Below are 24,864 nucleotides of genomic sequence, written 5' to 3'. Positions count from 1 at the left end.
AAGCGGCCTGTAAACCAATATTGTGGCTTACAGGCCGCTTGCTATCTTGTTCCAAATCAAAGATTAACCATTGCCCAAGGCAAATGCCACTGCGGCTTCGGCGTGGATGGCGGTGGTGTCGAACAGCGGCACACCGACATCGACTTCGCCCACCAACATCACGATTTCGGTGCAGCCCAAGATGATGGCTTCGGCGCCTTGTTCCACCAGACGCAACATGATGCTCACGTAGCGGGCGCGCGATTCGGCATTGACTTCGCCCAAACACAGTTCTTCATAAATAATGCGGTGCACGTCGGCGCGTTCGGCCGCATCGGGCAGCAACACTTCCAAGCCGTGTGCTTGCAAACGCGCGCGGTAAAATTCTTGCTCCATCGTGAATGCCGTACCGAGCAAGGCCACTTTGCTGATGTCATGGTTCAAAATCGCGCGCGCGGTGGCGTCGCCGATGTGCAATAAGGGAATGTCGACCGCGGCTTGTATCTGCTGCGCCAATTTGTGCATGGTATTGGTGCACAACACCACGCATTCGGCGCCAGCGGCCTGTAAGCTCTGCGCCGCTTGCGCCAACACGACGCCAGCTTGATGCCATTCGCCCGCGTGTTGCAAGCGCTCGATTTGGGCGAAATCGACGCTGACCAACACCAATTTGGCCGAATGTAAGCCGCCCAAGGCGGCTTTGATGCCTTGGTTGATGTGTTGGTAATACAAAACCGTCGACTCCCACGACATGCCGCCGATTAAACCGATGCAACGCATACGCCCTCCTCGTTTTCTGAAGTATGCCCCATCTTAATCAAGCCGTGACACCGGGTCTAGAACAAACTTGCGCGGCTTAAGGCAGCGTGAACATGAACAAGATAAAGATGGCGGGCTAATCGGCAGACACGCTGTCAACGCGGCGGTGTTTGGCGCATTCGCTGGCGTATTGTTTGCCCCATGCGTCCATCACCTCGATGACGGGCATCAGCGTTTTGCCAAAATCGGTGAGCGAGTATTCCACTTTCGGCGGCACTTGTGGATAGACTTCGCGGTGCACGATGCCGTCGTCTTCCAATTCGCGCAATTGCAGCGTCAACATGCGCTGGGTGATGTCGGGCAACAGGCGGCGCAATTCATTGAAACGCTGCGTGCCGCTGCACAAGTGGTACAGAATCAAAATCTTCCATTTGCCACCGATAATGGCCAAGGTGGTGGTAACGGCGCTGCAGCCGCTGGGCGAGGTTTCGGCATAGCCTGAGTTGATGGTATTCATAGTGTGTTCACAGTATAAAAAATGTGCGTACTTTTAAAATTAAACATAGCCACTATAATACACCTATGGATACAAAACACACAGAGCAAAACCTTTTTTAGCTTGTGTGTAAACCACTTACAGGCCGCACAGCGCGCTGTCAGTAAGCTTTTCTCAAACCCCAAACAAGGACATTACCATGCGCATCCAAGAATTAGACCGCATCAATGAATTGGCTCAAATAGCCCGCAACGTGGGTTTGAGCGCAGCCGAAGCAGCCGAACGCGCCAGCTTGCGCCAAACCTATTTGCGCAAAATGCGCGGCCAATTAACCAACACGCTGGCCAAAGTCACCGTGCTCGACCCTGAAGGCACCGATGTGACCCCATTAAAACTGCGGGCACACCAATGGTCTGGCAATATGCAACAAGTCAGCGAATAAACACGCGCAACGAATACAACCAATCAGCCAAGGAGCACACCATGCGTCAAGTCCGTCACATTTATTCAAAAAACATGCGCCATTGGGTAGGCGATGGCTTTTGGGTAGAGCCTTTGTTTTCACACATGGGCGCAGACAAAGGCACCAATCCATTTTTGATGCTGGACTATGCGGCTCCGTATGATTTCAAACCCAACCGCAACCGCCCACGCGGCGTCGGCCAACACCCACACAAAGGTTTTGAAACCGTGACCATCGCCTACCAAGGCGAAGTGGCGCACCGCGATTCCACCGGTGGCGGCGGCATCATCCGTGCTGGCGATGTGCAATGGATGACGGCCGGCAATGGCATCATTCATGAGGAATTCCATTCCGATGAATTCAGCCAAAACGGCGGCTTGTTTGAAATGGTGCAATTGTGGGTGAACTTGCCAGCCAAAGACAAATCGGCACCGGCACGCTACCAACACCTGAGCAAAGACCATATCCCAGTGGTGGCATTGGCCAATGATGCCGGCTCAGTGCGCGTCATCGCCGGAACGTATGAACACACAGCCGGCGCGGCCGACACCTTCACCGAATTGAACGTGTGGGATGTGGCGCTCAAAGCCGGTAAACACGCCAGCGTGCGCGTTCCTGCCAACCACAGCTTGTCGATGGTGGTGTTGCGCGGCGAGGCGGTATTCAATGGCAGTGATACGGCCAAAGCCGGACAATTGGTCGGTTTTGTCGACGGTGATGGCGAAGTCAGCATCCAAGCCAATGGCGATGAGGACGTGAAAATTCTGTTGCTCTCAGGCATTCCGATTGATGAACCCGTGGTCGGTTACGGCCCGTTTGTGATGAACAGCGAAGACGAAATTCGCGCCGCCATAGACGATTTTAACAGCGGACGTTTTGGTCGCATCCCCGCTTAAATCCTGTCCCAGCCTCGTGCTGGGATGGTTTTTTTATAGCGTATAAGCGGCCTGAAAGGCTGAAGATGAAACCTTTATTAACCCCAGTAAACACAGCAACAACCAACCTGTACACCCCGACCCATGCCGCCAGCGAATTACAGCCTGAATGGCTGTATTTGCATGCGCAGATGCCACCGGCCAAGTGGGCGAGTTTGCCCAGTTTTGGTGGCGCAGCCTCATGGTTGGGCATGCACCACAGCTTGCGCAAAGGCCAAAACGAACTCGATTACCTCAATCGCCAGTTTTTAAACCACAACATCGAGGCCGACAGCTATCGCCAACGCTTGTTACAGGCCGCTTTTCTGCATTACGGCCATTTGCATGGTCACCACCACTTGGAAGACGATGCCGATTTTCCGCGCTTGCGTTTGCTAGAGCCGAAATTGAACGCAGGCTTTGATTTGCTTGAGCGCGACCATGTGGCGGTGGCCGCGCAAACCCAACACATAGACAGCTTGTTAAACGAGCTCAAACATGCCGAGACAGCCACGCCTGCCTTGGCCGAGCGTTTGCAGCAAGCGATGGCGCGCAATGGCGAATTATTGTACCGCCATTTGGCCGATGAGGAGGACTTGGTCATCCCCGTGTTGGCCTTAAATGCATGAGGAATGCGGCAAGCACGGCAGACAGGTGTATGATAAGACGCATCTTCTGCCGTGATGCCTGCCATGTCCAAGCCCACCCAAAACTGGATACACACCGCCCCGAGTCTGCGCTATTTTGAGCGCATCGAGGCGTTTTTCAGCAGTTACGAATATGCGCCGCATCGGCACGACACCTATGCCATAGGCACGACGCTGTCGGGCGTGCAAAGCTTCAATTACCGTGGCACGGCCGAACACAGCACGCGCGGGCAAGTCATCGTCTTGCATCCCGATGAAAAACACGATGGCCGCGCCGGCACCGAGCACGGCTACCACTATCACATGCTCTACATCCAGCCCGCGCTGTTTCAAGACATCTTACAAGGCCAGCCCTTGCCGTTTATCGAACACGGTCTGAGCCGCGATGCGCATTTGCACCGCATCTTGCAACGCTTTTTTCAGCAGCAAACGGCGGCCATCAACACGCTGACCGAAGAAGACACGCTGTTTGATTTGGTCACCACGCTGCAACAACTGGCCACTTCTCAAACCAGCCGCAACAAACTCGCCGACGGCATCGCCGCCGCACGTGCGCGCGAGTATTTGGACGCGCACTGGCAAAACGACATCAGCTTGGCCGATTTGGAAGCCTGTAGCGGCCGCGACCGCTGGCGTTTGTCGCGCGATTTTCGGCTGTTGTACGGCACCAGCCCGCACCGCTACCAAATCATGCGCCGCTTAGACCACGTCAAAGCCAGCTTATTGGCCGGTGCCACGCCCGTCGATGCCGCGTATGCGGCCGGATTTTTCGACCAAAGCCACATGCACCGCCATTTCGTCGCCAGCATCGGCATGCCGCCTGCGCGGTGGCAAAAATTGCTATTGCCCTCACACACTGCCTCTTAAACGTGGTTAGACATAACAAGCGGCCTGTAAACGTTTACAGGCCGCTTGTATCGTGGCTAAAGCAAGTGCACGCCTTGCACAAAATCCCACCACATATAGACTCCCGACAGCAACAATAACAGCACCAACAACTTGTTCATGTGCTTGAGCCACTGCGCATTGGCAATGTGGCTACCCTATGCCCGACCTGCCAGTGTATACGCTAAGGGTGCGCCCGCTGCGCCGACGGAAATCAGCAACGACACCACAAACCGCATCCACACCCACTTTTTGCACGCGGATGAATTAGGCGAAAACAAAGTTTAAGTCACTCTCTGTTACAGCTACGGTTTGCAGAGGCTGCGTTAGCAGCCTCTTTTTTTATTTTTTGGGTACATTAATAGACCAACTCTATTTATCTTGTTGCAACACCTTATCCCAAGCATGAAAAAGCGGCCTGTAAACGTTTACAGGCCGCTTTTTTGAGGGTTTTGAATACTTAAGCTTGTTGAGGGTTTTGTTGCAATAAGCGTTGTGCGTTTTCGGCGCAACTGACGTCGGCAGGCTTGTTGAGGATGGCGTCGACCACGGCTTGCAGTTTTTGTTTGCCCAGCGTCAATTGCTGAATTTGCGCCTCCATCTCGGCCATGCGCTGTTGCAAACGCGCCACCATGATTTCGTGTTGGTGCGCATCGTCATCCAATGGCAGCAAAGCCTTGATTTCCTCTAAGGCAAAACCCACTTGCTGCGCGCGCTGTATCCACATCAGCCACGCCACATCGTCGTCGCTGTAATGGCGGTAGCCATTGGCATGGCGTTTGGCCTTGGGCAAGAGCTGGATTTTTTCGTAAAACCGAATGGTGGGCGCGGCCACACCGCTGATGCGCGACAATTCACCGATGTTCATAAGCACCTCTTGACCTTAAAGTGAGCTTCAATCTTACCATGGCTCATCGTTAATCAGCTCTTGAATGAGGTTCCCCATGCACGTGTACAGCCCCTTAACCCTCAACTGTGGCACTACCTTAAACAACCGCATCGTCAAAGCGGCGATGGAAGAAAACATGGCCGATGCCGAGCATGCACCCAGCGCCGAGTTAATCCGTTTGTATCAGGCGTGGGCGCAAGGTGGCGCTGGTTTGCTCATCACCGGCAATGTGATGGTAGACCGCACCGCCATGACCGGCGCTGGCGGCGTGGTCTTGGAAAACGCCAACCAGTTGCCGCGTTTTCAAGCATGGGCACAGGCAGTGCAACAACACGGCGCCCACATTTGGATGCAGCTCAATCACCCCGGTCGCCAAATGCCAAAAGATTTGGGGCAAACCGCGTATGCGCCGTCGGCGATTGCGCTGAATTTGGGCTCGCTGTCCAAGCAATTCGCGCCACCGCAAGCCTTGAGCACAGACCACATCGAAGCGATTATTGAACGCTTTGTGCACAGCGCCCAATTGGCCGAACAAGCTGGCTTCAATGGCGTGCAAATCCACGCCGCGCATGGCTATTTGCTCAGCCAGTTTTTGTCGCCACTGAGCAATGTGCGCACCGACGACTGGGGCGGCGACTTGCGCCAACGCGCACGGCTGTTGCTGGAGATTGTGCGCCGCATACGTGCGCTGGTGGCGCCGACGTTTGCAGTAGCGGTGAAACTCAATTCGGCCGATTTCCAACGCGGCGGCTTCAGCGCCGCAGACGCCAAAACCGTGGTGATGTGGTTGGGCGAGTTAGATGTCGATGTGGTGGAATTGTCTGGCGGCAGTTATGAAGCACCAGCGATGCAAGGACTAAGCCGCGATGGCCGCAGCTTGGCGCGCGAAGCGTATTTTTTGGAATTTGCCCAAGACATCGCCACCGTCGCCACCATGCCGCTGATGGTTACCGGCGGCATACGCCGTCTGGAAGTGGCGGAACAAGTGTTGAACAGCGGCGTGGCCTTGGTCGGCATGGCCACGGCTTTGGCCTTAAACCCAAACTTGCCCAAGGCTTGGTGCCAGCCCAACGCGCCCGTGCCCTTGCTCAAACCGATTACATGGCGCAACAAACCGTTGGCGTCGGCGGCGAACATGGCGGTGGTCAGGCAGCAATTAAAACGCATCAGCCGCGGCGCCACACCGCAAACCGATGCCTCCGCCGCTTGGGCTTTGCTGCGCAACCAATGGGAAATGCGCGGCCGCAGCAAACAATACCGCGCGTGGGTGGCGCAAGCGCGTTGAGATGAGGGTGTAGCGTTCTCAGCCCAAACATGCGGCCTGTAACGATGAGATATAGTTATTGAAAGTAGAGCGGACTTAAAATCCGTCGGCCCGCACCTGCTTTACCTTTACAGGCCGCTTTAACTGTTCTGAATCGACGCTGCGCAATTTTGTACTAGACGCTGCCAGCCGCATCGGGTAGTAATGGTCTGTCCATCTTTCAGCTTCCACACCCATGCACAGCCATACCGAATTTTCACAATTTTGGCACTGCGCCGAACTCGGTGGTTTGGAGTTGATGAAAGCCCAATACCAGCACAAGGAGTTTTCTCGCCATGTGCACGAGGGCTATTGCATCAACCTCATCGAGAACGGCGCGCAGGCGTTTTACCGCAGCGGCGACATGCATGTGGCACCGCAAGGCAGCATCGTGCTCGTCAATCCCGACGATGTGCACACCGGTTCATCCGCGGTCGAACATGGCTGGGGCTACCGCGCCCTTTATCCAACGCCAGCAATGATAGAACACATCAGCCAAGATTTTTTCGGCAGCAAGGGGGTAACGCCATGGTTTGCCAATGCGGTGGTGCACGATGCTGAATTGGCGGCGCAAATGCGGCTGTTGTTTGATGTGCTCGAGCAGCCCAACAATGCCTTGTTCAAGGAAACGCTGTATGTGCACACGCTGTCTTGCCTCATCAGCCGCCACAGCTCGCAGCGGCGCGAGTTGGCGGCCTTGCCGGATGCGGCGCGACAAGCGCTGCTGATCAAAGACCACATCGCCGCCCATCCCGAACAAGAACACAGCCTCAACGATTTGGCTGCCATGGTGGGCTTGAGCCCGTGGCATTGTCTGCGTCAGTTTAAAAAATGCGTCGGCATGCCGCCACATGCGTGGTTGGTGCAAGTGCGTTTGCACCGCGCACGACAGCAATTAAAGCAAGGCATACCGATTGCCGAAGTGGCATTGGCCTGCGGTTTTTCCGACCAAAGCCACCTCAACCGCCATTTCAAACGCGCACTGGGCGTGACCCCAGCGCAATACATCGCCACTTTGTAAACATGCTGGTCTGTGTGGCGGCAATGGCTGGCTTAAGGTGGGTGAACTGTATCTGTGCTGCAATCTCCTGCTGAAACTGGCTTTCCTGCACCATTCCATACAGGTAATACAATACCTCATCTGACTGCCACGACAAATCAACCACTTACACGCTCGCCTATCGCTATGTTTAACAACACGGCCAATACCAGCCATCCCATTTTCAGCACGCTTTAGCAATGCGGAAAACTATCCACCCAGCCCTGCACCAAGCTCCAACTCTGTGTGCGCAATTTCGTACAAGACGACGCTTTGTTACTGAGGCACAGTGTCAGTGTTTTGATACCGAAAGTTCGTCATGAGTAGCCGCAGCCCGTCTTTACAGGCCGCTTGCCCACCCCATTCCACCGCCACACTGTTTTGGCAAGGGGTGATGGCGGCCCTGCCTTTGTCTGTTGCCGTCATTCCGTGGGGTTTGCTCGCCGGTTCCATGGCCATGAGCACCGGTTTGAGCATCGCCCAGGCCATTGCCATGTCGGCAGTAGTGTTTGCGGGCGCGGCGCAATTGGTCAGCTTGGGTTTGGTGATGGCCGGCGCATCAGCGTTGACCATCATCATCACCATCTTCTTTCTCACCGCCCAACACTTTATTTACGCGCTGACATTGCGCGGCGACATCGCCAAACAGCGCTGGTTCACACGCGTGGGGCTGGGCTTTTTGCTGACCGATGAATTGTTCGCCTTGTCGGCCGACCCTGCCAAACGCCAAGTGCCGTATATGTTTGGTGTGGGCCTGAGTTTTTATGTGTTTTGGGTGGTGGCAAGCATTGCCGGCATTGTGTTGGCGAGTTTGGTGCCAAATTTGTCCGACTACCATTTGGATTTTTCCATCGTCGCCATTTTCATCCCGATTATTTTGTCCTTGCTGAAAAACCGCTCGGCACTAATTGGCTTGCTGGTTACGGCGGTGTGTGTGTTGTTGATGAAACATTTTCAGCTTGAAGGCGCGATGATCGTGTCTGGTATGGTCGGCATGTTGGTGGCAGCCTTGCTGGAACGCAAGAAGGAGGCAACATGACTTGGCCTTTATTGTTAACGCTGGCGGCAGTGGTGTTTTTCAACCGCTATGTGTTTTTAGAACCGAAAGTCGCTGTGCGCTTGCCCAAGCTGTTGGAACGCATGTTGCACTATGCGGCGCCGTGTTTGCTCACCGCCATTTGTGTACCGATTGTGTTTTACGATGAGGCCGGTGCGTGGCGCGGTTTGAGCCACAATGCCTATCTGTACGCGGCCTTGTTTTGCATCGCCATCGCTTGGAAAACGCGGCGCGTGTTGCTGAGCATGGGCTGTAGCATGGTGGTGTTTTATGGCTTGATGTATTGGGTATTGTAAAAAATGCGGCCTGTAAATGTTTACAGGCCGCATTTTTATGTTGGAAACAAATCTTTAATGCACCACGTAACACACCCACAATTCCGCATCTTTGACCTTAAACACCGCCGAGCCTTGTAAATGCCACAAGGCCAAGGCGCACAACGTGTCTAACTCTGCCGGCGTGGCCACGAACGATGGTGTATTGAAAATTTGGTATTGGGTGTGGCTGGCCAATTCGCGCAAACGCGGCGCCGCCTCACTGATGGGCGCAGCAAACGCATCATTGGCCCAAGCCCAAGCAAAGTCTTGCACCGCGGGGATGTAAGTGGCGATGGCGGTCAGCGGATACGACTGCGCCGTCAGATATTCGTCCGACAGCTGCAAGCGGCCGCTGTCGTCATCGATGTGCCACTCGGAATACGCGGCGATTTGCTGCGAAAACTGCTGCTGGCAACTGACATAATGCTGCATGGCCTGTTCGCTCAGGCGGTGAAACGCCAAGGCAATTTCATCATTCGCATGGGGGTGAACCATCATGGCAGGCTTTCATCGGTTGGACGAGAACAGCCTCTAGCTTAATCGCATTTAATGCTGTTTGCATCTAATTTTATGCGCGGAAACTGTTGCGCATAGTATTGCAACAGCCGTTCGCGCTCTGCGCCCCAAACCTGTTGTTGCAATTGGGTGATTTTGGCTTCCGACACATGCAAACGCGCGCAGTGCAAAGCGCTTTGCCGCGTCTTCGCCAAAGCCAGTTTCGCGTCATTTTCGCTGCTGTTTTCGGCATGCGCCAATGCTTGCTCGGCACGGCTCAATTGCGCCAAGCTGCGTTTTTGCTGCATCGTCAGCAGCGTTTGCCCATTAATCCACTCGGCCACATCGCGGCGCACGCCGTTGTAATCGACAAAGATTGGTGAAATCGCTTGGCAAGCGCTTAACAGCGCCGCCGCAGCCATGATGACAGGCCATTTTCGCAGCATAGATTGAGCTCCCATTTGCAAGATGGCCCACTATAAACGAGCCATCGCAGTAGCAACAAATGCTTTTGACAATGGATTGCATCGACCAGCTTCGTATCCTGAGTTTACAGGCCGCTGATGCAGTGTCTTTCAATAAACACAGGCTCACTGCAATACCTCTCTAAAACTTTATCCTCTAAAACCACAAAATTGCGATAAAATAACGGCTTATTCATTCATTTACCCGCTGATAAGCGCCTTCACGCCCACACCCATGCCGCAAACTAGCAAAATCGATGTCATCATTCCCTGTTATAATGCCGCCTTAACTTTGGAACGTGCCGTTGCCAGCGTCTTGCCGCAGCAACAACTGCAACACATCATCATTGTCGATGATGGCTCGAGTGACGACAGTATTGCAGTGGCGCAACGCTTACAGGCCGCTTATCCGCTGCACATCCGCTTAGAATGCTTGCCACACAATGGTGGCGTGGCGCGGGCGCGCAATTGGGGCATGCTGTGTAGTGATGCCGACATCGTGGCGTTTTTGGATGCCGACGATGCGTATGAAGCGCAAGTATTGGCGTTTGCCAGCGCGGTGATGCAGTTTCGACCCGATTTGCCGGCTTTGCGTTTGGCGCTGAAGCCAGTGGATTTGGACGCACGCTATGCCGAACAGCCACAATTTGCCTACGCTTGGCGCCATGTGGAAATGACCGTCGGTGGCAATATGGTGTTCAGACGCGCCTTTTTGCTCGCTTGCGGCGGTTTTCCGCAAGATGATTTGTTCCGCCGCTTGGGCGGCGAAGACGTGGCCTTGAGTTTAGCCGTTTTGGCCAGCAGCAAAATGGGCACGGCGTTTGACCAAGTCGGTTTGGATGAGATTGCGGTGTTGCACCATTGCCGCCCGAATATGTATGCCTACAAATTGCTCGATGGGGTGTTGTTTGGCCTAAGCCGCCACGACATCACCGCCTCCGACCAACAACAAGCGCAAGCCGTCACCGATGACATCGTCTTGCGCTTACAGCAATTGCAACAGTGGTTGCACACCGAACACAAGGGCAAAGTACCGCTGCAAGTTGAACTTGCCCGCAAATGATTTTTTGCTTGTGCTTACAGGACGCCTGTAGCTTATTTTGTAAACGAAAGACACGGACAAATGGACAGTATTTACGCTCTTAGCCCACTCGATGGACGTTATGCCAAATCAGTTGAGGCTTTGCGCCCGATTTTCTCTGAATATGGTTTGATGAAATTCCGCGTGCAAGTGGAATTGTCTTGGCTCAAAGCCTTGGCAGCCGAAGAAAAAATCGTTGAAGTGCCTGCATTCAGCGATGTCACCATCAAAGAAATCGACGATGTGATTGCCAACTTCTCTTTGGAAGATGCTGCGGTAGTGAAAACCATCGAAGCGACCACCAACCACGACGTGAAAGCGATTGAATACTGGTTGAAAGAGCGTTTCAGTGGTGTGCCTGAAGTATTGGCTGTGAGCGAATTCATCCACTTTGCCTGCACCTCAGAAGACATCAACAATTTGAGCCATGCGTTGATGCTCAAAACCGCGCGCGACGAAGTGGTGTTGCCAGCTTTGCAAGACATCATCAACAAATTGACCGAAATGGCGCACGAATTTGCCGCCATGCCGATGATGGCGCGCACCCACGGCCAACCTGCTACTCCGACCACTTTGGGCAAAGAATTGGCCAACGTGGTATTCCGTTTGCAACGCCAAGTAGAAGGCTTAAAAGCGCAAGAATTCTTGGGCAAAATCAATGGCGCGGTGGGCAACTACAATGCGCACATGGTCGCCTACCCTGATGTCGATTGGGAAAAACACTGTGGCGCGTTTGTGAAATCATTGGGCATCACCTTTAACCCATACACCATCCAAATTGAGCCACACGATTACATCGCTGAGTTCTTCCAAACCTTAACGCGCGTGAACACGATTTTGATCGACTTCAACCGCGACGTTTGGGGCTACATCTCATTGCATTACTTCAAACAAAAAGTCAAAGCCGGTGAAGTGGGCTCGTCTACCATGCCGCACAAAGTCAATCCGATTGACTTTGAAAACTCTGAAGGCAATTTGGGCATGGCCAACGCCGTGTTGAGCTTTATGGCGGAAAAATTGCCAGTATCGCGCTGGCAACGTGACTTAACCGACTCTACCGTATTGCGCAATATGGGCGTGGGCTTGGGTTACACCATCTTGGGCTGGTCTGCACACTTGCGCGGCCTGAACAAATTGGAAACCAATCCAGCCACTTTATTGGCCGATTTGGACGCCACTTGGGAATTGTTGGCTGAGCCAATTCAAACCGTGATGCGCCGCTACGCCGTGCCGAATCCTTACGAGCAATTGAAAGATTTGACCCGCGGTAAAGACGGCATCACCCCAGAAACCTTGAAAATCTTCATCGAAAAACTGGAAATTCCAGCGGCCGAGAAAGAAAAATTATTGGCTTTGCGTCCTGAAACCTACATCGGCAAAGCCGTTGACTTGGCCAAACGCATTTAAGCCATAAGGACAGTCTGTGAAAAAAGCCGCAACCCCCAAAAACTTTGAAGAAGCCGTGGCGCGCTTGGAAGCCATCACTCAAGCCATGCAAAGCAATGAATTGAGTCTGGAAGACGCGCTCGCGGCCTACAAAGAAGGCAATGAATTGGTGCGTTTTTGCCAACAAAAACTCGCCGATGTGGAGCAGCAACTGCAGGTATTGGACGGGGACGAATTGAAGGAGTTAACCCTCAATGACGATTGATTTCCCCACTTGGATGGCAGACACGCAAGCACAAGCCGAAACCGCGGTTGAGCGTTATTTGCCGACCACATCGACTGGTCAAGAGCGTTTACACGAGGCGATGACTTACGTCAGCGTCGGCGGTGGCAAGCGTTTTCGTCCCTTATTGGTGGCTGCGGCGGCGCGTTTGGGTGCGGCCGACGCTGAGGCTTTGAGCCAAGCGATGGCCGCCATCGAGTATGTGCATGTGTATTCTTTGGTGCACGACGACATGCCGGAAATGGACAACGACAGCTTGCGCCGTGGCAAACCGACTTGCCATGTGGCTTACGACCAAGCCACTGCTTTGTTGGTCGGCGATGCCTTGCAAACCTTGGCGTTTGATGTGTTAAGCCGGCCTGTAAACCTGCCTGCTGCACAGCAATTGCAACGCGTGCAAGTATTGGCGCGCGCTTCAGGCAGCGAAGGCATGGCCGGTGGTCAAGGCATAGACTTGGCCAATGTCGGCCAAGACTTGAGCCTTACGCAATTGCAACACATGCACGGTCTGAAAACCGGCGCGCTGATACGCGCTGCCGTGGCTTTGGGTGGCTTGTCTTGCAGCGATGTTTCAGACGCATTGTTGCGTGATTTGGATGTGTATGCCGACAAACTCGGCTTGGCATTCCAAGTGATAGACGATGTGCTCGATTGCGAACAAGACACCGCCACCTTGGGCAAAACCGCCGGCAAAGACGAGGAAGCGAACAAGCCCACTTATGTGAAGCTGCTTGGTTTGGACGGCGCGCGTGCACAAGCCATCCGCTTGGCCGATGAAGCCAAAGCGGCAGTCGCGGCTTACGGCGATGCCGCTGCGGCCTTGCTCGGTTTGGCCGATTATGTGATTAAGCGCAACCACTAAACGCTACTGTCAGTACACACCAGCGGCCTGTCTTTTACAGGCCGCTTTTTTGCGCGTTGATTTTCGCTTATGATGCCATCAAGCAAGTCACATCATCTTGATTGTTAGGAGAAAACCATGTTGAACCCACGTCGCATCCTCGCTGCCGCAGCCTTAATTGCCTTCAGCACCAGCAGTTTTGCTGCCATCAATAACAATGCCGCCACTTACGGCCAATGGCGCAACACCGACGGCCAGACCATCAGCGTCGGCGCCGATGGCGTCAAACAATATGCCGACAGTGCCGATGAATGCCGCAGCATGGGTTACAAAATGACCGGCGAGCGCTTCAAAGGCAGCGAGCTCATCTCCGGCATGAAATCCTCTATGGGCTATAACCAAGACATCTTGCGCGACGTGCGCGATGCCGAAACCGAGAGCGCGTTGCAAAACAACATCAAAAACATCAAGCGCCTACTGCCCTTAATCAAGGCCAACCAAAGCTATGCCGGCATCGCCATGCAGTGCGGCGATGGCAATAACGAACTGATCTTCATCGACAACCGCAATGCCATGGAACAAAGCTTTGGCGGCGGCGAAACCTATTACGAGCATTACCGCAAATAAGCCATGCCTTGCCGTACCTGAAGTGCGGCCTGTAAACCATGCACCCATCTTACAGGCCGCATCTATTGAATGATTTAATGCCATGCGTTGATGCAGTCACACCTGCCCTTGCCTCATTTGTTTAGGAGTCAGCCATGTATGCCATCCCTTCCCTCTGTCTTGCCGCCGCCTTGAGCCTCATCAGCATTCACAGCATGGCCGCCGTCAATGACAATACCGCCACTTACGGACAGTGGCGCAACCAAGACCGCGTGCGCCTAACCTTAAATGCAGGCGGCATCCAACAATACGCCGACGATGCCGCAGCCTGTCGCCCCATAGGCTACAGCATGGTCAAACAAACCTATTCAGGCAGCGCCCTCACCGCCACCATGCACGCCACCGCCCGCACCAGCCGCGAACAATTGGCCACATGGCAAGCCAGTGGCCACCACGACACCAGCGAGGAATTTGTGCGCAACAATGTCGCCCGCATCCCCAAACTGCTGACCTTAATAGACCCCAAACAAAGCTATAGCGGCATCGCCGTCACATGCGGCACCAGCAGCACCCATTTTGTGTTTATCAATAACAATCAGGCACTGGAACACACGATAGGCGCAGGCGCTTCGTATTTTGACCTGTACGAAAAGTCGCCATAACCCAATCGCAACCAGCACTGATAAGCGGCCTGTAAATCATTTACAGGCCGCTTGATTTCCTAGTTATGGTTTAGCCAGTCCAAACTCGCGCCGTATACCGTATCCACAGTGGGTTCGAGCCACTAAATGCGCCTATTTGAGCTAACACACTATCGAGTTTGCCTATGCGCTTTAAGATGACGTACATCCTCTCCACCTTGGCGGATGCATACTCTTGAAAACAGGCAAAACATGATTACTGCTGAAGACATCATCCGATTGATGGTTATCGGTTATTGGGGCGCGATGCTGCTGTTGATGCTCATCGTGTGGCTGTTGGTATGGAAGCTGGTGCCCAAAGGGCATAAGTGGTGGGCAAGTTTATTGGGCACCGCAGCCGCCGCAGCCTTGTTTGTGTCGCCCATGTTCAAACAAAACGCCAAAGCCCAAGAAAAGAACCAAGCGTTACAAATCAGGAAAGAGAAATACTTGGCGGCAAAAGCGGTGTTTGATGAACGCTGCAAAAACGCGGGTTTTAAGGTTTACAGGACGGTTGAGAATGTTGAGGGGGTAACACTGCTGAATGTGTGGCCAGATGAAAAGCAATATGAAAATCAGATGTGGGAATATGCAGGTTTGCCAAAAGCATTTGGGGGCGAAGAATATTTCCAAGGATTTTTGGCTTGGAGAGTATGGGATTTAACTAGCAATCATTTTAAAAACCAGGGATTTGTTTCCTCTCGCCCTATAGTGTTTAAAGAAAAGCATATGGGGCGCTACAAAAATATCAATGGTTACCAATTTGTCGATCTCTTTAAAAATAATGAATATTATCGCTATCAACCAACTGATTTATTTGATATTCCAAACTCTATAAATGATATACCAAGTAAAGTCGTTACCAAACCTAGTCGCTATACCATTGGTTTTGAAAATCCTATTAGTGTTACTGACAGAAATTTATGGATTGCTACTACTAAAGCTATCATTAAAGATAGCCAAACTGGTGAGTTACTAGCAGAGGCTGAGTGGCATACGTTTCATGGGGCACAAGGGAAAATAATTTATTCAGGAACAGGTATCTGGGACCGTGCAAGTATGTGCCCAAGAGATGCAATTGCACAATTCTATCCAATTCAAAGTTTTGCCTTGAGTGTATTAAAACCCAAACAACTCCCACCACAATTGCAGCCCAAAGCCGCAGAAACAACGGATGTGGAAGCCTTAACACCCAATATCCGCTTCAATCAGCGCAATTAATACCACCGCATTAAGCTGCAATGTCTCATACCGATGCCCCTGCCCATCTTTAAAAAAACCATCAATCAGATACACATAAGCGGCCTGTAAACCTTTAAAAGTGTTTACAGGCCGCTTTTGATACCGATACACACTTATTTCCGTGCCAGTACCTGATGGTGGGTCATGGTAAATTCGGCGTCGGACAATGCAGACCATGCCAGCCATGTGCGGCTGATGGCGTGCAATTCGGCCTCGTTCAGCAGACCATAGTCCAAGGCTTGTGTGTAATATTCTGACTTAAGAGCACGCTCGCTCCAAACCTTGCCCCACCACGCAGCGCTGCCATCATCCGCATGGTAATGCCAATCTGCTGTCGAAGTTACGATGCGGGTAAACCCCGCCTCGCGGCACAGCTCGGCCAAATCGGGGCCTATATTGGGGTGGCCGCCGTTGCGCTGGGCGATGGCTTGGTAGACGTCCATCCATTGCTGCAATTCGGGCATCGCTGGCTGCCATGTCATGCTGTTGTAAGCGGTGTCGCGCACGGCGACAATGCCATCGGCGCTGAGCACACGCTGCATTTCGCGCAAGGCGTTCACCGGTTCGGCCAAGTGTTGTAACACTTGGTGGGCGTGCACCACCTCAAAACTGGCGTCGGCAAACGGCAGCGCGTACACGCTGGCGGTTTGAAAATGCAGATTGTCCCGCACATGCGCGGCGGCTGCGGCCTGTATCGACACGGGCGACACATCGACGGCAATGACTTGCCCTTGTGGCAAGGCGTCGGCCAAGTCAGCGCTGATGCTACCGGGGCCGCAACCGACATCGAGCAAACGCATATCGGCCTGTAAATGTGGCAGCAAATAGGCGGCGGAATTGGCAGCGCTGCGGCTGCGATAAGAATTCAACACACTGGCATCGTAGCCGTGGCTGTAGCGTTCTGACATGTTGGTTCCTTTGCATGGGTGGGCGATGGGGCACGCCAGCGTACCCATATCAGGCCACCACTCCCCTGCAAGCCAGCACTGGGCCGACCTGCGGGCTAAGGTGACACTCAATCAAGCACATTCTAGGCAAAGATGACTTTGCGTTTCGCTCAAAGCCATGCGCAAAACGCTCAATCAAGCGGCGCGGATTTGTTCAGGCGACAAGCCAAAGCGCTGTTCAAAACGCTGTTTGAACACGCTTTCGGATTGGTAACCACATTTGGCGGCGATGGTTTTCAGCGGCCATGTCTGCGTGTACAACATGTCCAAGGCGCAATTCAAACGCGCGTGTAATATCACCTGTTTCAAGCTGTGCCCTTCTTTGGCCAAACGCCGGCGCAAAGTGGCAGCGCTCATGTTCAGCCGCGCTTCCACTTCGGTGGATTGCCACGGGTGCGCAGGCTGCTCGTGTACCCATGCGGCAATTTGCGCATGCAGTTCTTGCGGCGCTGGCAGCAATAACGCATGGTGACCTTGTTGCACCAATTGCAACACGAGCTGGGTCAAAGCCAAGTGTGCTTGCACCGGTTGTTGTTGCCACACGGCTTGCGCCCAATTGCTCAAATGAGCTGCCAAATTCGCCACCGGCACGCTGTCCACAATCGGCAGCATGGTCGCGGCCATGGCCGCTTGCCCATACAATAAACGGGCGGCCTGTAACACATTTTCAGGCAAGGGAATGCACAGACTGGCGTAACACTGCGCTGTGGCATTGATTTGATTGCGCACATTGATGTTGCAGGCTTGCGAAATCAACAACACCTCGCCCTCACCCACCTGCACCTTCTCATGGCCATGTTCCAAGCATTTGCTACCGTGCAACACCACGGTTAACAAAGGTCGCGCCACCGCCACCGCCCGCACCGCATGGTCTTGTTGCGCCGAAAAACGCAAACAATTGTCGGCCACACTGCGCAATTGCGCCAAGTCTTGGTACAAAGTGGTGTCTGCTGCCCATAAGTGATGGCTCATTGGTGCGCTTTTCAATCGAGAGGAGTTGGTGTTTGGCCTTAAACATACCACAGCCAAGGCTGCGGCTGGGTGTTTTGACGTGTTCCTAAGCCGACAATAAAAAACCGCTGTCCCTCAAGACAGCGGCGCTGACATCGGCCATGCTCAACTTTCCGTACTGGCGGTTTTGGCCACTTTCTGGGTTTCGGCGATGGCGGCATCGCGCGCGGCGGCATCGGCGTACATCGGACTGGTACCGATGATTTGACCATTACCGGCTTTGAGATTGAAATAAAACTTACCTGAATCAGACGCTTTGGCATCGTAACGGCTGGCATTGTCGGCATTGTTTTGCACCGATTCTATGCCGTTTTCTGCCGCAGCTTTGGTGTTGTATTGCTCGCTTTTGATGAGGGTTTTGTCCGCATCGTTTTTCAAGCTGAAATTGAATTGGCCACCGTCGGTGGTGTTGAGTTTGAATACCGCCATTTGCTGCTCCTATGTGAATAAATACCTAATGCATTAAAAACACACGCCGTCTTGCAACATCAACTTGTTGTATTCTGCAGCCATCAATGCGACTGCAACATTACCGTTTCATATTTTATGGATTTTGCACTGCAATGCAATTGGCCGCAATGAAAAGATAAGTAAGCGTTTACAGGCCGCTTATTCCTGTCTGTCAGTGAGCTTGGACACGCTCAACCATTCTTGTGCATTGCGGTTCAGCGCATTGGCTTTTTTAATCACCGCTTCGGCGGCATCGCTGCCGGCAGCAAAGCGCACTGGCGGGTGTTCGTCCTCGGCCAATTGCATCAAAATCGCTGCCAAACGGTTCGGGTCGCCCACTTGCTGGTGGTTCAAGTCTTGTTGCCATTGCTTACAGGCCGCTTCTGCGGCTTGGTAGGCGGCAATGTCGTGTTCGCCATAGACTATGGACGAATCATCGAGAAAATCGGTGCGAAACGAGCCCGGCTCAATCAAGGTTGCGTGGATATTCAGCGGCAACAATTCCGCCGCCAAGCCTTCCATCCAGCCCTCTAAGGCGAATTTCGACGCCGCATACACGCTGCCACCGGCATTGGCACTCAAACCAGCCACATCCGACAAAGTAAAGATTTGCCCCGAGCCTTGGCGGCGCAGGTGTGGCAATACCGCCCGTGTCACATTCATGCTGCCAAACACATTGGTGCGAAACTGTTGCTCAATTTGTTCTGCACTGACGTTTTCAAACCAACCCATTTGCCCGTAACCGGCATTGTTGACCAACACATCAATATTGCCAAAATGGCTGATGGCCTTGTCCATCACCTCATCCACTTGCGCTTGGTCGGTGATGTCCAACGGCAAAATCAAAAAGCGTTCGCCGTTTTGGCGCAATTTTTTGTACAATTCATCGGTATTGCGGGCAGTTGCCACCACAGAGCGACCAGCATCCAATAAAAAACGGCACAAGGCCAAACCGATGCCGCGACTGGCGCCGGTCACCATCCAAACTTTTTTCATGGCATGCCTCCTTACTCCTCACAGGTTTAATCCCCATCATACCCGATTCATGTGACGGCACAGCGTCTGTCCTATCGTGCACTGCAACGCAGACACCACATTTGTGCAACTCGTTTGCATAAAGCGCTTGGGTTTTTAACGCTTTGATGGTATATTCACGGCTCTATGGCGGGTCTCCCCGCATGGTTTTTCAGAGCAACGGGTCAGGGGCGGAAGCCAGCAGCCCACTTTGAAGTCGCCAGTGCCGGGGGTTCGGCTCGCCACCTATTAAAAAAGACCGTCTTTTTAGGCGGTCTTTTTGCATTTGCGCCTGTCATTAATCCCTCTCAATACACGCATAGCTAATATGTGTTATCTATACTGCATTCACTGGCCAGTTTTCGTATCATACAGATACAAACCCACAAAACCACAGAAGAGAGAGAACACCTATGATGGACATTAGCGCAGCAGTCACTGCCGGCCAAGGCGCCGACTTCAGCATCGAAACCGTCCAATTGGACACGCCTAAAGACAATGAGGTCTTGGTGCGCATTGTCGCCTCCGGCGTGTGCCACACCGATGCGGTGGCACGCGATTTGGCCATTGCGCCCTTGCCAGCAGTCTTGGGCCACGAAGGCTCGGGCGTGATTGAGGCGGTTGGCAGCAACGTGCCCGATTTGCAAGTGGGCGACCATGTGGTGTTGTCTTTCTCGTATTGTGGCGAATGCGACATGTGTTTGACCGGTCACCCCACTTCTTGCGCTACCTTTAACCAACTCAATTTCGGCGGTTGCAACCACGACCACAGCCACCGTATCCACCAACATGGTAAGCCTTTGTCGACCTTCTTTGGTCAATCATCGTTTGGCACATATGCGGTCGCGCACTATCACAACGTGGTCAAAGTCGACAAAGACGTCGATTTGGCTTTGCTTGGCCCACTGGGCTGCGGCATCCAAACGGGCGCGGGTACGGTGCTCAACCGCATCCGTCCTGAATTTGGCTCCTCCATCGTGATTTATGGCTCAGGCGCTGTTGGCATGAGCGCCATCATGGCGGCGAAAATCGTCGGCTGTGCCCACATCATCGCCGTCGACATCCACGACAGCCGTTTGGCCTTGGCGCAAGAATTGGGTGCTACCGCTGTCATCAATGGCAGCAAAGAGGACGTGGTGGCGCGCATCAAGGAAATCACCGGCGGCGGCAGCCATTACGCGGTCGAAACCACGGGAGTGCCACCGGTGGTACGCCAATCGCTGCAAGCCTTGCGTCCACTCGGTACCTGCGCCATCGTTGGCATCACCCCGAAAATGGAAATCGATGTGTTCGCCGATTTGATGGCCGAAGGCAAAACCATGATGGGCGTGATTGAGGGCGATGCGGTGACCAAAGTCTTTATTCCGAAACTGGTCGACTATTACAAACGCGGCCAATTCCCGTTCGACAAATTGGTGCAATTCTTTGACTTTGAGCACATCAACGAGGCGTTTGAAGCGTCCAAAGATGGCTCGGTGATTAAACCGATATTGCGCATAGGCAAATAAGTACTCGCGTTTGCAACCAACAAACAAGCGGCCTGTAAATGTTTACAGGCCGCTTTTATTGTTTTATTGCATGCTTTCAGCCATAGTCATACCAATTCAAATGTCTGATTTCTCGCTCTGGGTAGTAATTCACAAAATGTCGTATCACCTGCAAATTGAACAGCCTCAACACTTCCAGCAGTGCATCCAAGCGCTCGGGTAAATCGTTAATCAACAAGACCAGCGTCACCGTCGTTTCGCCCACCTCGCAAGACCACCATTCCCAACCGCGCTCTTTCAACGCATCCAGCCATGATAAAAACTCCCAGCCCACTGTTAACACCACTCTATGAGGATTCTCATAGGTAAAACCCAAATCTTCGATATAGAACGAGCTAAATTTGGACAGTAAAGTAAAAGGCAGATGCCGTAACCAAAATGCGTCTTCTGGCCAATCATCGGTATGATATGTATGGATTAATTCAAACACCGTCCAAAAATCACTCAACACTGCTTCATTTGGTCGCTGCAACACGAGGATTTGATAGGTGTCGTCAGGCAACACCGATTGCCCTTGCTCATTTTTATTCATGTTTAATAATGGTGAGTGTGACAATTCTGCTCCCCTAGTGATATTTGCCTGTGCTTGCAGTATAGCAATGCTGGCTGGTGCACACGGTATTCCATGTTGTCCATAGACAATACCTGATGGCAATCAGGTTAAAACAGGCACAAAAAAAAGACCGCCTAAGCGGTCAAGCACATATCACTGTGCAGGAAGCTGCCATGCCCCCAATCCAATCAGGCTGGGCATGGCAAGATGAGTGCATACTCAGTCTTCAAACACCTGAGCTTGCGCAATCAAGGTGTTGAAGGTGGCGGCGCTTTCGATTTCATTGGCCGCCAACAGCGCCAATTTCACCAAAAACAACTCGCGTTTGGCAGGGTCAACCGCGTCTATGGCTTGCGCCAAAGCATCGTAAACGGTTTCCAATTCTGGGATGGCTATAGACATGAGGGTTTCCTTTTCTTAGGCCGCGGCCACGGCAGCGGTCAACAGTGGGTTTAAACAAGCGCTGATGGCATGGTCACGGTATTGCAACCAACGGCCGCACACATGTTGGTCTGGGCGCACCAAATACACTTCTTGCGCTTGCAATTGGAAGCGCTGTTGCACGGCAGCAGATGCGGCCTGTAAGCTCACATCGGCACCAGCCACAGTCTCAGATTCAGACACGGCAATAATCTGCATCGGTACGCCAGCGGCTTGAAGCGCGGCCACTTCGCTGCTGATAACAGCAGGAATTTGGTCACCAAACACCACCACGCTGAACTTGCCTGTTAAGTAGTCGTTTAAATAGCTGCCATTGGCAAATTTGAAGTTAGGCAGCAAGGCACCGTTTTCCGAATCTTGAGGCATCACGGCATTGTCGTCGTTGACACTGTTCCACGCTGATTTGGTGTAAGCGTGTGGACGCGAGGTGCGCCAGTGGTATAAAGGACGCACGAATTCGTGTTCCAACGACAGCGACAACACCGCATTGCGCAATAAGCGGAAGCCTGTAGACGGCGGCGCCATAAAGCGCGTCGATTTGCCTGCTTCACCGATGATTTCACGCGCCGCACCAACACGGTCGCCGCTGTAGGTTTGCAAGGCTTCGGGTTTGGCCCAACCTTGCAACACGCCGGCCAATTTCCAGCCCAAATCCATCGCGTCTTGGAAGCCGGTATTGGCACCGCGCACACCAAAAATCGGCAACAAATGCGCAGCATCGCCTGCGAAAATGATGCGACCGTGCACATAATCGGCCAAGGTCAAGGCGCGCGCTGAATAGACGGTGCTCCAGTCCATTTCCCATTCCAAATCACCGAAACCAATCATGTCCAATTGGTCTTGCACCGCTTTGCACAGATTTTCTGGTTTCAACGCTTCTTCTGGGGTGACATCGGTCGACAATTGGTAATCAAAGCGCCAAATGTCGTCAGGTTGGCGGTGCATCAAAATGGTGTTGCCAGGGTTCCAATCGGGAGAGAAATACGCCAAACGCTCGGTTGGGTAAGGCAGCTTGATGCGGATGTCGGCAATGACAAAACGGCCTTCGTAATTGTCGCCTTCCATCCACAAGCCCATGCCTTCGCGGATTGGCGAACGGCCACCATCGGCAGCCACCACCCACGCAGAGGTGTGTTGGTATTCGCCTTCGGGCGTGTCTACCGTCAACACCACTTCCTCATCGCTTTGCAAAGCGCCAACGACTTTATTGCCCCAACGCATTTCGATCAATGGATTGGCGGCGATGGCGTTGACAAACAATTCTTCCAAGTAGTTTTGTTGCAAATTGTTCAGTGGGTAAAACTGGTCGTGCTCACCCACAGGTGCGTCCATGCGGAAACACACTTTGCCTTTGTAGATAGAATTGCCTGCCGTCCACGGATAGGCTTTTTGCAACAACGGTGCGGCGATGCCGATGTGTTGCATGATTTCCATCGAGCGCTTGGTATACACAATGGCGCGGCTGCCGGCAGACAATTGCTGTTCGGCCGTCAAAATCACCGATTTGATGCCCATATTGGCCAAGCTCAAGGCCAAGGTCATGCCTATGGGGCCGGCACCGACGATGGTCACGGTATCGGCAGCGGCGCGAGTGGCCTCTTTGCTGGCGAAGTACGGATACACTTGGTATGGGAAATACAAAGAAGCACGGGCTTGGATGTCGGGTTGATGCATTTTTCTCTCCAATTCAATCATGTTTTGAGGTGCAGTTTTATTTGGCCGCAGCGGCGTTCAGGCCGCTGTTAGCCTTGTCTGCTTGTTCTGTAATCACTGCGGCTTGGCGATATGGTTGGCTGGCTTTGATGGCAAACAAATACACCGCCAACATCACCACAATTAACACGCCAGCGCCCAGCCACACCACGCTCCAAGAGCCGTGGTTTAAATCCACCAATTTGGCGATGAGCGGCGCGCCCAAACCGATGCCCAAGTATTGGGTGCGGTGCAAATTGCCATAAATCTGGCCGTAATATTCGTTGCCATACGTCTTGGCTGCCATCACCGATGGTGTCACCGTGCCGACGCAATTGCCCAAACCCCAACACACCACGCCCATCAAGCCCAATTGCCAAGCCATGTTCGGCAACAACGGAATCAAGAAAAACGGTGTACAAGTGGCGATGATGGACAAGGTCACCACCAAAGTGGCGCGTTGCGTGCCAATGCGATCGTACAACCAGCCCAATAAAATTTTGGCGAAGATCATCACGCCCAAGCTGGTGGCGAGCAAGGTAGACGACAATTTGACGCTATCGCTGTCAAACGTGTCTTGTAAAAACACCGGCAATTGCATGACGATGCCGCCGCCAACCAAACCGGCCAAAAACGCGCCCACTAACATCGCCCAATGAAACGGCTTATTGCGCAATTCTTTGGGTGACAAGTTCACCAAGGCCAAGCTGTTGTGCACGCTGCTGTTCGCACTGGCGGTATTGTCCGCACCCAAGGCTTGCAAACCTTTGTCTTCGGGGCGGTTGCGGATGATGAGAACGATGAGCAAGACCGAAAAAATCAGGCTACAGGCCGCTATGGTTTGATAGGCCACGCCATAACCGTCGGTTTGGATAAAGTAAGAGATGGATTTGGCCAACACCATGCCGGTCAAGGCGCTGCCTGACAAGGCGATGCTCATGGCCAAGCCTTTGCGCGCCACAAACCAGCGGTTGACCAAGATGCTGGTCGGCACCACGGTAGAACCGGCGGAAAACAAGCCAAACACCGCTGCCACCACATACAAAGTGGCCAAATTGCTCACCCATGCAAACGCGGCATAAGCAGCGTAAAAACCGAGCAAACACAGCAATAACACTTTGCGGGTGTCTTTTTGCAGCAGCGCGCCCAGTTTCGGCGCCGCCACCAATACCGCCAAATTGATGATGGTAGAACACAGCGCGAATTGGGTTTTGGAGATGCCCAAAGCCTCGCTGACGGGATTCAAATAAATGTTAAACGTGCTCACGACCAAGGCCAATGAGGTGCCGGTGACCAGCATCAATGCCAGTACCACCCACCAGCCGTAGAAAAATTTTTGTTGTTGCATAGTCTGTCCTGACCAATGTTCCGTAGTATCAGGAT

29 protein-coding genes and 1 other RNA gene are annotated in these 24,864 nt (G+C 53.0%); 17 read left to right on the top strand and 13 right to left on the bottom strand.

What is annotated here, in order from left to right:
• Positions 1 to 63 precede the first annotated feature (63 nt).
• Positions 64 to 759: an aspartate/glutamate racemase family protein gene (locus BN3003_RS00290; protein ID WP_058304748.1), complete on the bottom strand. Its 696-nt coding sequence runs from the start codon at positions 757 to 759 to the stop codon at positions 64 to 66.
• 115 nt (positions 760 to 874) lie between these two features.
• Complete coding sequence (locus BN3003_RS00285) at positions 875 to 1,255, bottom strand: winged helix-turn-helix transcriptional regulator (protein WP_058304747.1); 381 nt, start codon at positions 1,253 to 1,255, stop codon at positions 875 to 877.
• Between the two features lie 178 nt (positions 1,256 to 1,433).
• Between BN3003_RS00285 and BN3003_RS00280 the strand changes: the two genes are divergently transcribed.
• The 4 genes from BN3003_RS00280 to BN3003_RS00265 all read left to right on the top strand — a co-directional run bounded on the left by BN3003_RS00280 (position 1,434) and on the right by BN3003_RS00265 (position 4,125).
• Complete coding sequence (locus tag BN3003_RS00280; protein WP_058304746.1) at positions 1,434 to 1,676, top strand: DUF896 domain-containing protein; 243 nt, start codon at positions 1,434 to 1,436, stop codon at positions 1,674 to 1,676.
• A gap of 41 nt (positions 1,677 to 1,717) precedes the next feature.
• Positions 1,718 to 2,593, top strand: a complete 876-nt coding sequence (locus BN3003_RS00275; RefSeq protein ID WP_187119833.1) for a pirin family protein — start codon at positions 1,718 to 1,720, stop codon at positions 2,591 to 2,593.
• Positions 2,594 to 2,658: 65 nt separating this feature from the next.
• Complete coding sequence (locus BN3003_RS00270) at positions 2,659 to 3,240, top strand: hemerythrin domain-containing protein (RefSeq protein ID WP_058304745.1); 582 nt, start codon at positions 2,659 to 2,661, stop codon at positions 3,238 to 3,240.
• 63 nt (positions 3,241 to 3,303) lie between these two features.
• Positions 3,304 to 4,125, top strand: coding sequence for an AraC family transcriptional regulator (locus BN3003_RS00265; RefSeq protein ID WP_082625473.1), 822 nt, complete (start codon positions 3,304 to 3,306; stop codon positions 4,123 to 4,125).
• 478 nt (positions 4,126 to 4,603) lie between these two features.
• On the opposite strand, the gene BN3003_RS00260 is transcribed toward BN3003_RS00265, so the two are convergent.
• On the bottom strand, positions 4,604 to 5,011 hold the full coding sequence (locus BN3003_RS00260; RefSeq protein ID WP_058304743.1) for a MerR family transcriptional regulator: 408 nt from the start codon (positions 5,009 to 5,011) through the stop codon (positions 4,604 to 4,606).
• A gap of 76 nt (positions 5,012 to 5,087) precedes the next feature.
• Between BN3003_RS00260 and BN3003_RS00255 the strand changes: the two genes are divergently transcribed.
• From BN3003_RS00255 to BN3003_RS00240, 4 genes are all read left to right on the top strand, one after another.
• Positions 5,088 to 6,317 carry an NADH:flavin oxidoreductase/NADH oxidase family protein gene (locus tag BN3003_RS00255; protein WP_058304742.1) on the top strand — a complete coding sequence of 410 codons (1,230 nt, stop codon included), beginning with the start codon at positions 5,088 to 5,090 and terminating at the stop codon, positions 6,315 to 6,317.
• Positions 6,318 to 6,531: 214 nt separating this feature from the next.
• Entirely contained in the window at positions 6,532 to 7,356 is an 825-nt protein-coding gene (locus tag BN3003_RS00250) for an AraC family transcriptional regulator (RefSeq protein WP_058304741.1), read from the top strand.
• 337 nt (positions 7,357 to 7,693) lie between these two features.
• Complete coding sequence (locus tag BN3003_RS00245) at positions 7,694 to 8,413, top strand: AzlC family ABC transporter permease (protein WP_058304740.1); 720 nt, start codon at positions 7,694 to 7,696, stop codon at positions 8,411 to 8,413.
• Positions 8,410 to 8,727, top strand: coding sequence for an AzlD domain-containing protein (locus BN3003_RS00240; RefSeq protein ID WP_058304739.1), 318 nt, complete (start codon positions 8,410 to 8,412; stop codon positions 8,725 to 8,727). Before BN3003_RS00245 ends, BN3003_RS00240 begins: the two co-directional genes overlap by 4 nt.
• Positions 8,728 to 8,781: 54 nt before the next feature.
• On the opposite strand, the gene BN3003_RS00235 is transcribed toward BN3003_RS00240, so the two are convergent.
• Positions 8,782 to 9,246, bottom strand: a complete 465-nt coding sequence (locus BN3003_RS00235; protein ID WP_058304738.1) for a DUF6882 domain-containing protein — start codon at positions 9,244 to 9,246, stop codon at positions 8,782 to 8,784.
• Between the two features lie 38 nt (positions 9,247 to 9,284).
• Positions 9,285 to 9,689, bottom strand: a complete 405-nt coding sequence (locus tag BN3003_RS00230) for an HlyD family secretion protein (protein ID WP_058304737.1) — start codon at positions 9,687 to 9,689, stop codon at positions 9,285 to 9,287.
• A gap of 253 nt (positions 9,690 to 9,942) precedes the next feature.
• On the opposite strand from BN3003_RS00230, the gene BN3003_RS00225 reads away from it, so the two are divergent.
• The 7 genes from BN3003_RS00225 to BN3003_RS00195 all read left to right on the top strand — a co-directional run bounded on the left by BN3003_RS00225 (position 9,943) and on the right by BN3003_RS00195 (position 15,805).
• Positions 9,943 to 10,770, top strand: a complete 828-nt coding sequence (locus BN3003_RS00225; RefSeq protein ID WP_058304736.1) for a glycosyltransferase family 2 protein — start codon at positions 9,943 to 9,945, stop codon at positions 10,768 to 10,770.
• A 60-nt stretch (positions 10,771 to 10,830) separates the two neighbouring features.
• A complete protein-coding gene (purB, locus tag BN3003_RS00220) occupies positions 10,831 to 12,195 on the top strand; it encodes an adenylosuccinate lyase (RefSeq protein WP_058304735.1) in 1,365 nt (454 codons plus the stop codon).
• 16 nt (positions 12,196 to 12,211) lie between these two features.
• Entirely contained in the window at positions 12,212 to 12,439 is a 228-nt protein-coding gene (locus BN3003_RS00215) for an exodeoxyribonuclease VII small subunit (RefSeq protein WP_058304734.1), read from the top strand.
• Entirely contained in the window at positions 12,429 to 13,319 is an 891-nt protein-coding gene (locus tag BN3003_RS00210) for a polyprenyl synthetase family protein (protein WP_058304733.1), read from the top strand. The genes BN3003_RS00215 and BN3003_RS00210 overlap by 11 nt, the downstream gene beginning before the upstream one ends.
• Positions 13,320 to 13,436: 117 nt before the next feature.
• Positions 13,437 to 13,925, top strand: coding sequence for a hypothetical protein (locus BN3003_RS00205; protein ID WP_058304732.1), 489 nt, complete (start codon positions 13,437 to 13,439; stop codon positions 13,923 to 13,925).
• Positions 13,926 to 14,059: 134 nt separating this feature from the next.
• Positions 14,060 to 14,566 (top strand): hypothetical protein, encoded by a 507-nt coding sequence (locus tag BN3003_RS00200; RefSeq protein ID WP_058304731.1) that lies wholly within the window; start codon positions 14,060 to 14,062, stop codon positions 14,564 to 14,566.
• Between the two features lie 231 nt (positions 14,567 to 14,797).
• A complete protein-coding gene (locus BN3003_RS00195; protein WP_058304730.1) occupies positions 14,798 to 15,805 on the top strand; it encodes a hypothetical protein in 1,008 nt (335 codons plus the stop codon).
• Between the two features lie 134 nt (positions 15,806 to 15,939).
• On the opposite strand, the gene BN3003_RS00190 is transcribed toward BN3003_RS00195, so the two are convergent.
• From BN3003_RS00190 to BN3003_RS00175, 4 genes are all read right to left on the bottom strand, one after another.
• The gene (locus BN3003_RS00190) at positions 15,940 to 16,734 is read right to left on the bottom strand and encodes a methyltransferase domain-containing protein (RefSeq protein ID WP_058304729.1); all 795 of its coding nucleotides are present in this window, start codon (positions 16,732 to 16,734) and stop codon (positions 15,940 to 15,942) included.
• A 174-nt stretch (positions 16,735 to 16,908) separates the two neighbouring features.
• Positions 16,909 to 17,745, bottom strand: a complete 837-nt coding sequence (locus tag BN3003_RS00185) for an AraC family transcriptional regulator (RefSeq protein WP_058304728.1) — start codon at positions 17,743 to 17,745, stop codon at positions 16,909 to 16,911.
• Between the two features lie 144 nt (positions 17,746 to 17,889).
• Positions 17,890 to 18,213: a YegP family protein gene (locus BN3003_RS00180; RefSeq protein ID WP_058304727.1), complete on the bottom strand. Its 324-nt coding sequence runs from the start codon at positions 18,211 to 18,213 to the stop codon at positions 17,890 to 17,892.
• Positions 18,214 to 18,393: 180 nt separating this feature from the next.
• The gene (locus tag BN3003_RS00175; protein WP_058304726.1) at positions 18,394 to 19,230 is read right to left on the bottom strand and encodes an SDR family oxidoreductase; all 837 of its coding nucleotides are present in this window, start codon (positions 19,228 to 19,230) and stop codon (positions 18,394 to 18,396) included.
• A 167-nt stretch (positions 19,231 to 19,397) separates the two neighbouring features.
• Here BN3003_RS00175 and ffs point away from each other — a divergent pair.
• Both ffs and BN3003_RS00170 read left to right on the top strand, forming a co-directional pair.
• Positions 19,398 to 19,495, top strand: an RNA gene (gene ffs / locus BN3003_RS18295) — signal recognition particle sRNA small type.
• Positions 19,496 to 19,661: 166 nt separating this feature from the next.
• A complete protein-coding gene (locus BN3003_RS00170; RefSeq protein ID WP_234332975.1) occupies positions 19,662 to 20,756 on the top strand; it encodes an NAD(P)-dependent alcohol dehydrogenase in 1,095 nt (364 codons plus the stop codon).
• Positions 20,757 to 20,832: 76 nt separating this feature from the next.
• Here the strand turns inward: BN3003_RS00170 and BN3003_RS00165 are convergent, their stop codons facing one another.
• The 4 genes from BN3003_RS00165 to BN3003_RS00150 all read right to left on the bottom strand — a co-directional run bounded on the left by BN3003_RS00165 (position 20,833) and on the right by BN3003_RS00150 (position 24,829).
• A complete protein-coding gene (locus BN3003_RS00165) occupies positions 20,833 to 21,327 on the bottom strand; it encodes a hypothetical protein (protein ID WP_058304725.1) in 495 nt (164 codons plus the stop codon).
• 240 nt (positions 21,328 to 21,567) lie between these two features.
• A complete protein-coding gene (locus BN3003_RS00160) occupies positions 21,568 to 21,750 on the bottom strand; it encodes a hypothetical protein (RefSeq protein WP_058304724.1) in 183 nt (60 codons plus the stop codon).
• A gap of 15 nt (positions 21,751 to 21,765) precedes the next feature.
• The gene (locus BN3003_RS00155; protein WP_058304723.1) at positions 21,766 to 23,463 is read right to left on the bottom strand and encodes an FAD-dependent monooxygenase; all 1,698 of its coding nucleotides are present in this window, start codon (positions 23,461 to 23,463) and stop codon (positions 21,766 to 21,768) included.
• Between the two features lie 37 nt (positions 23,464 to 23,500).
• Positions 23,501 to 24,829, bottom strand: a complete 1,329-nt coding sequence (locus BN3003_RS00150; RefSeq protein ID WP_058304722.1) for an MFS transporter — start codon at positions 24,827 to 24,829, stop codon at positions 23,501 to 23,503.
• Between the last annotated feature and the right edge of the window lie 35 nt (positions 24,830 to 24,864).

Origin of the sequence: Vitreoscilla massiliensis (assembly GCF_001457815.1) — a bacterium.
GTDB classification, from domain to species: domain Bacteria; phylum Pseudomonadota; class Gammaproteobacteria; order Burkholderiales; family Neisseriaceae; genus Vitreoscilla; species Vitreoscilla massiliensis.
This window is presented reverse-complemented; position numbering and strand designations above follow the sequence as displayed.

Excerpts from the sequence above, each read along its gene's own strand:
- BN3003_RS00275 (WP_187119833.1), top strand. The coding sequence starts at position 1,718 with ATGCGTCAAGTCCGTCACATTTATTCAAAAAACATGCGCCATTGGGTA.
- BN3003_RS00190 (WP_058304729.1), bottom strand. The coding sequence starts at position 16,734 with ATGTCAGAACGCTACAGCCACGGCTACGATGCCAGTGTGTTGAATTCT.
- BN3003_RS00285 (WP_058304747.1), bottom strand. The coding sequence starts at position 1,255 with ATGAATACCATCAACTCAGGCTATGCCGAAACCTCGCCCAGCGGCTGC.
- BN3003_RS00205 (WP_058304732.1), top strand. The coding sequence starts at position 13,437 with ATGTTGAACCCACGTCGCATCCTCGCTGCCGCAGCCTTAATTGCCTTC.
- BN3003_RS00165 (WP_058304725.1), bottom strand. The coding sequence starts at position 21,327 with ATGAATAAAAATGAGCAAGGGCAATCGGTGTTGCCTGACGACACCTAT.
- BN3003_RS00280 (WP_058304746.1), top strand. The coding sequence starts at position 1,434 with ATGCGCATCCAAGAATTAGACCGCATCAATGAATTGGCTCAAATAGCC.
- BN3003_RS00175 (WP_058304726.1), bottom strand. The coding sequence starts at position 19,230 with ATGAAAAAAGTTTGGATGGTGACCGGCGCCAGTCGCGGCATCGGTTTG.
- BN3003_RS00210 (WP_058304733.1), top strand. The coding sequence starts at position 12,429 with ATGACGATTGATTTCCCCACTTGGATGGCAGACACGCAAGCACAAGCC.
- purB (WP_058304735.1), top strand. The coding sequence starts at position 10,831 with ATGGACAGTATTTACGCTCTTAGCCCACTCGATGGACGTTATGCCAAA.
- BN3003_RS00235 (WP_058304738.1), bottom strand. The coding sequence starts at position 9,246 with ATGATGGTTCACCCCCATGCGAATGATGAAATTGCCTTGGCGTTTCAC.
- BN3003_RS00245 (WP_058304740.1), top strand. The coding sequence starts at position 7,694 with ATGAGTAGCCGCAGCCCGTCTTTACAGGCCGCTTGCCCACCCCATTCC.
- BN3003_RS00250 (WP_058304741.1), top strand. The coding sequence starts at position 6,532 with ATGCACAGCCATACCGAATTTTCACAATTTTGGCACTGCGCCGAACTC.
- BN3003_RS00240 (WP_058304739.1), top strand. The coding sequence starts at position 8,410 with ATGACTTGGCCTTTATTGTTAACGCTGGCGGCAGTGGTGTTTTTCAAC.
- BN3003_RS00200 (WP_058304731.1), top strand. The coding sequence starts at position 14,060 with ATGTATGCCATCCCTTCCCTCTGTCTTGCCGCCGCCTTGAGCCTCATC.
- BN3003_RS00150 (WP_058304722.1), bottom strand. The coding sequence starts at position 24,829 with ATGCAACAACAAAAATTTTTCTACGGCTGGTGGGTGGTACTGGCATTG.
- BN3003_RS00180 (WP_058304727.1), bottom strand. The coding sequence starts at position 18,213 with ATGGCGGTATTCAAACTCAACACCACCGACGGTGGCCAATTCAATTTC.
- BN3003_RS00230 (WP_058304737.1), bottom strand. The coding sequence starts at position 9,689 with ATGCTGCGAAAATGGCCTGTCATCATGGCTGCGGCGGCGCTGTTAAGC.
- BN3003_RS00270 (WP_058304745.1), top strand. The coding sequence starts at position 2,659 with ATGAAACCTTTATTAACCCCAGTAAACACAGCAACAACCAACCTGTAC.
- BN3003_RS00265 (WP_082625473.1), top strand. The coding sequence starts at position 3,304 with ATGTCCAAGCCCACCCAAAACTGGATACACACCGCCCCGAGTCTGCGC.
- BN3003_RS00225 (WP_058304736.1), top strand. The coding sequence starts at position 9,943 with ATGCCGCAAACTAGCAAAATCGATGTCATCATTCCCTGTTATAATGCC.
- BN3003_RS00195 (WP_058304730.1), top strand. The coding sequence starts at position 14,798 with ATGATTACTGCTGAAGACATCATCCGATTGATGGTTATCGGTTATTGG.
- BN3003_RS00155 (WP_058304723.1), bottom strand. The coding sequence starts at position 23,463 with ATGCATCAACCCGACATCCAAGCCCGTGCTTCTTTGTATTTCCCATAC.
- BN3003_RS00260 (WP_058304743.1), bottom strand. The coding sequence starts at position 5,011 with ATGAACATCGGTGAATTGTCGCGCATCAGCGGTGTGGCCGCGCCCACC.
- BN3003_RS00290 (WP_058304748.1), bottom strand. The coding sequence starts at position 759 with ATGCGTTGCATCGGTTTAATCGGCGGCATGTCGTGGGAGTCGACGGTT.
- BN3003_RS00170 (WP_234332975.1), top strand. The coding sequence starts at position 19,662 with ATGATGGACATTAGCGCAGCAGTCACTGCCGGCCAAGGCGCCGACTTC.
- BN3003_RS00160 (WP_058304724.1), bottom strand. The coding sequence starts at position 21,750 with ATGTCTATAGCCATCCCAGAATTGGAAACCGTTTACGATGCTTTGGCG.
- BN3003_RS00185 (WP_058304728.1), bottom strand. The coding sequence starts at position 17,745 with ATGAGCCATCACTTATGGGCAGCAGACACCACTTTGTACCAAGACTTG.
- BN3003_RS00255 (WP_058304742.1), top strand. The coding sequence starts at position 5,088 with ATGCACGTGTACAGCCCCTTAACCCTCAACTGTGGCACTACCTTAAAC.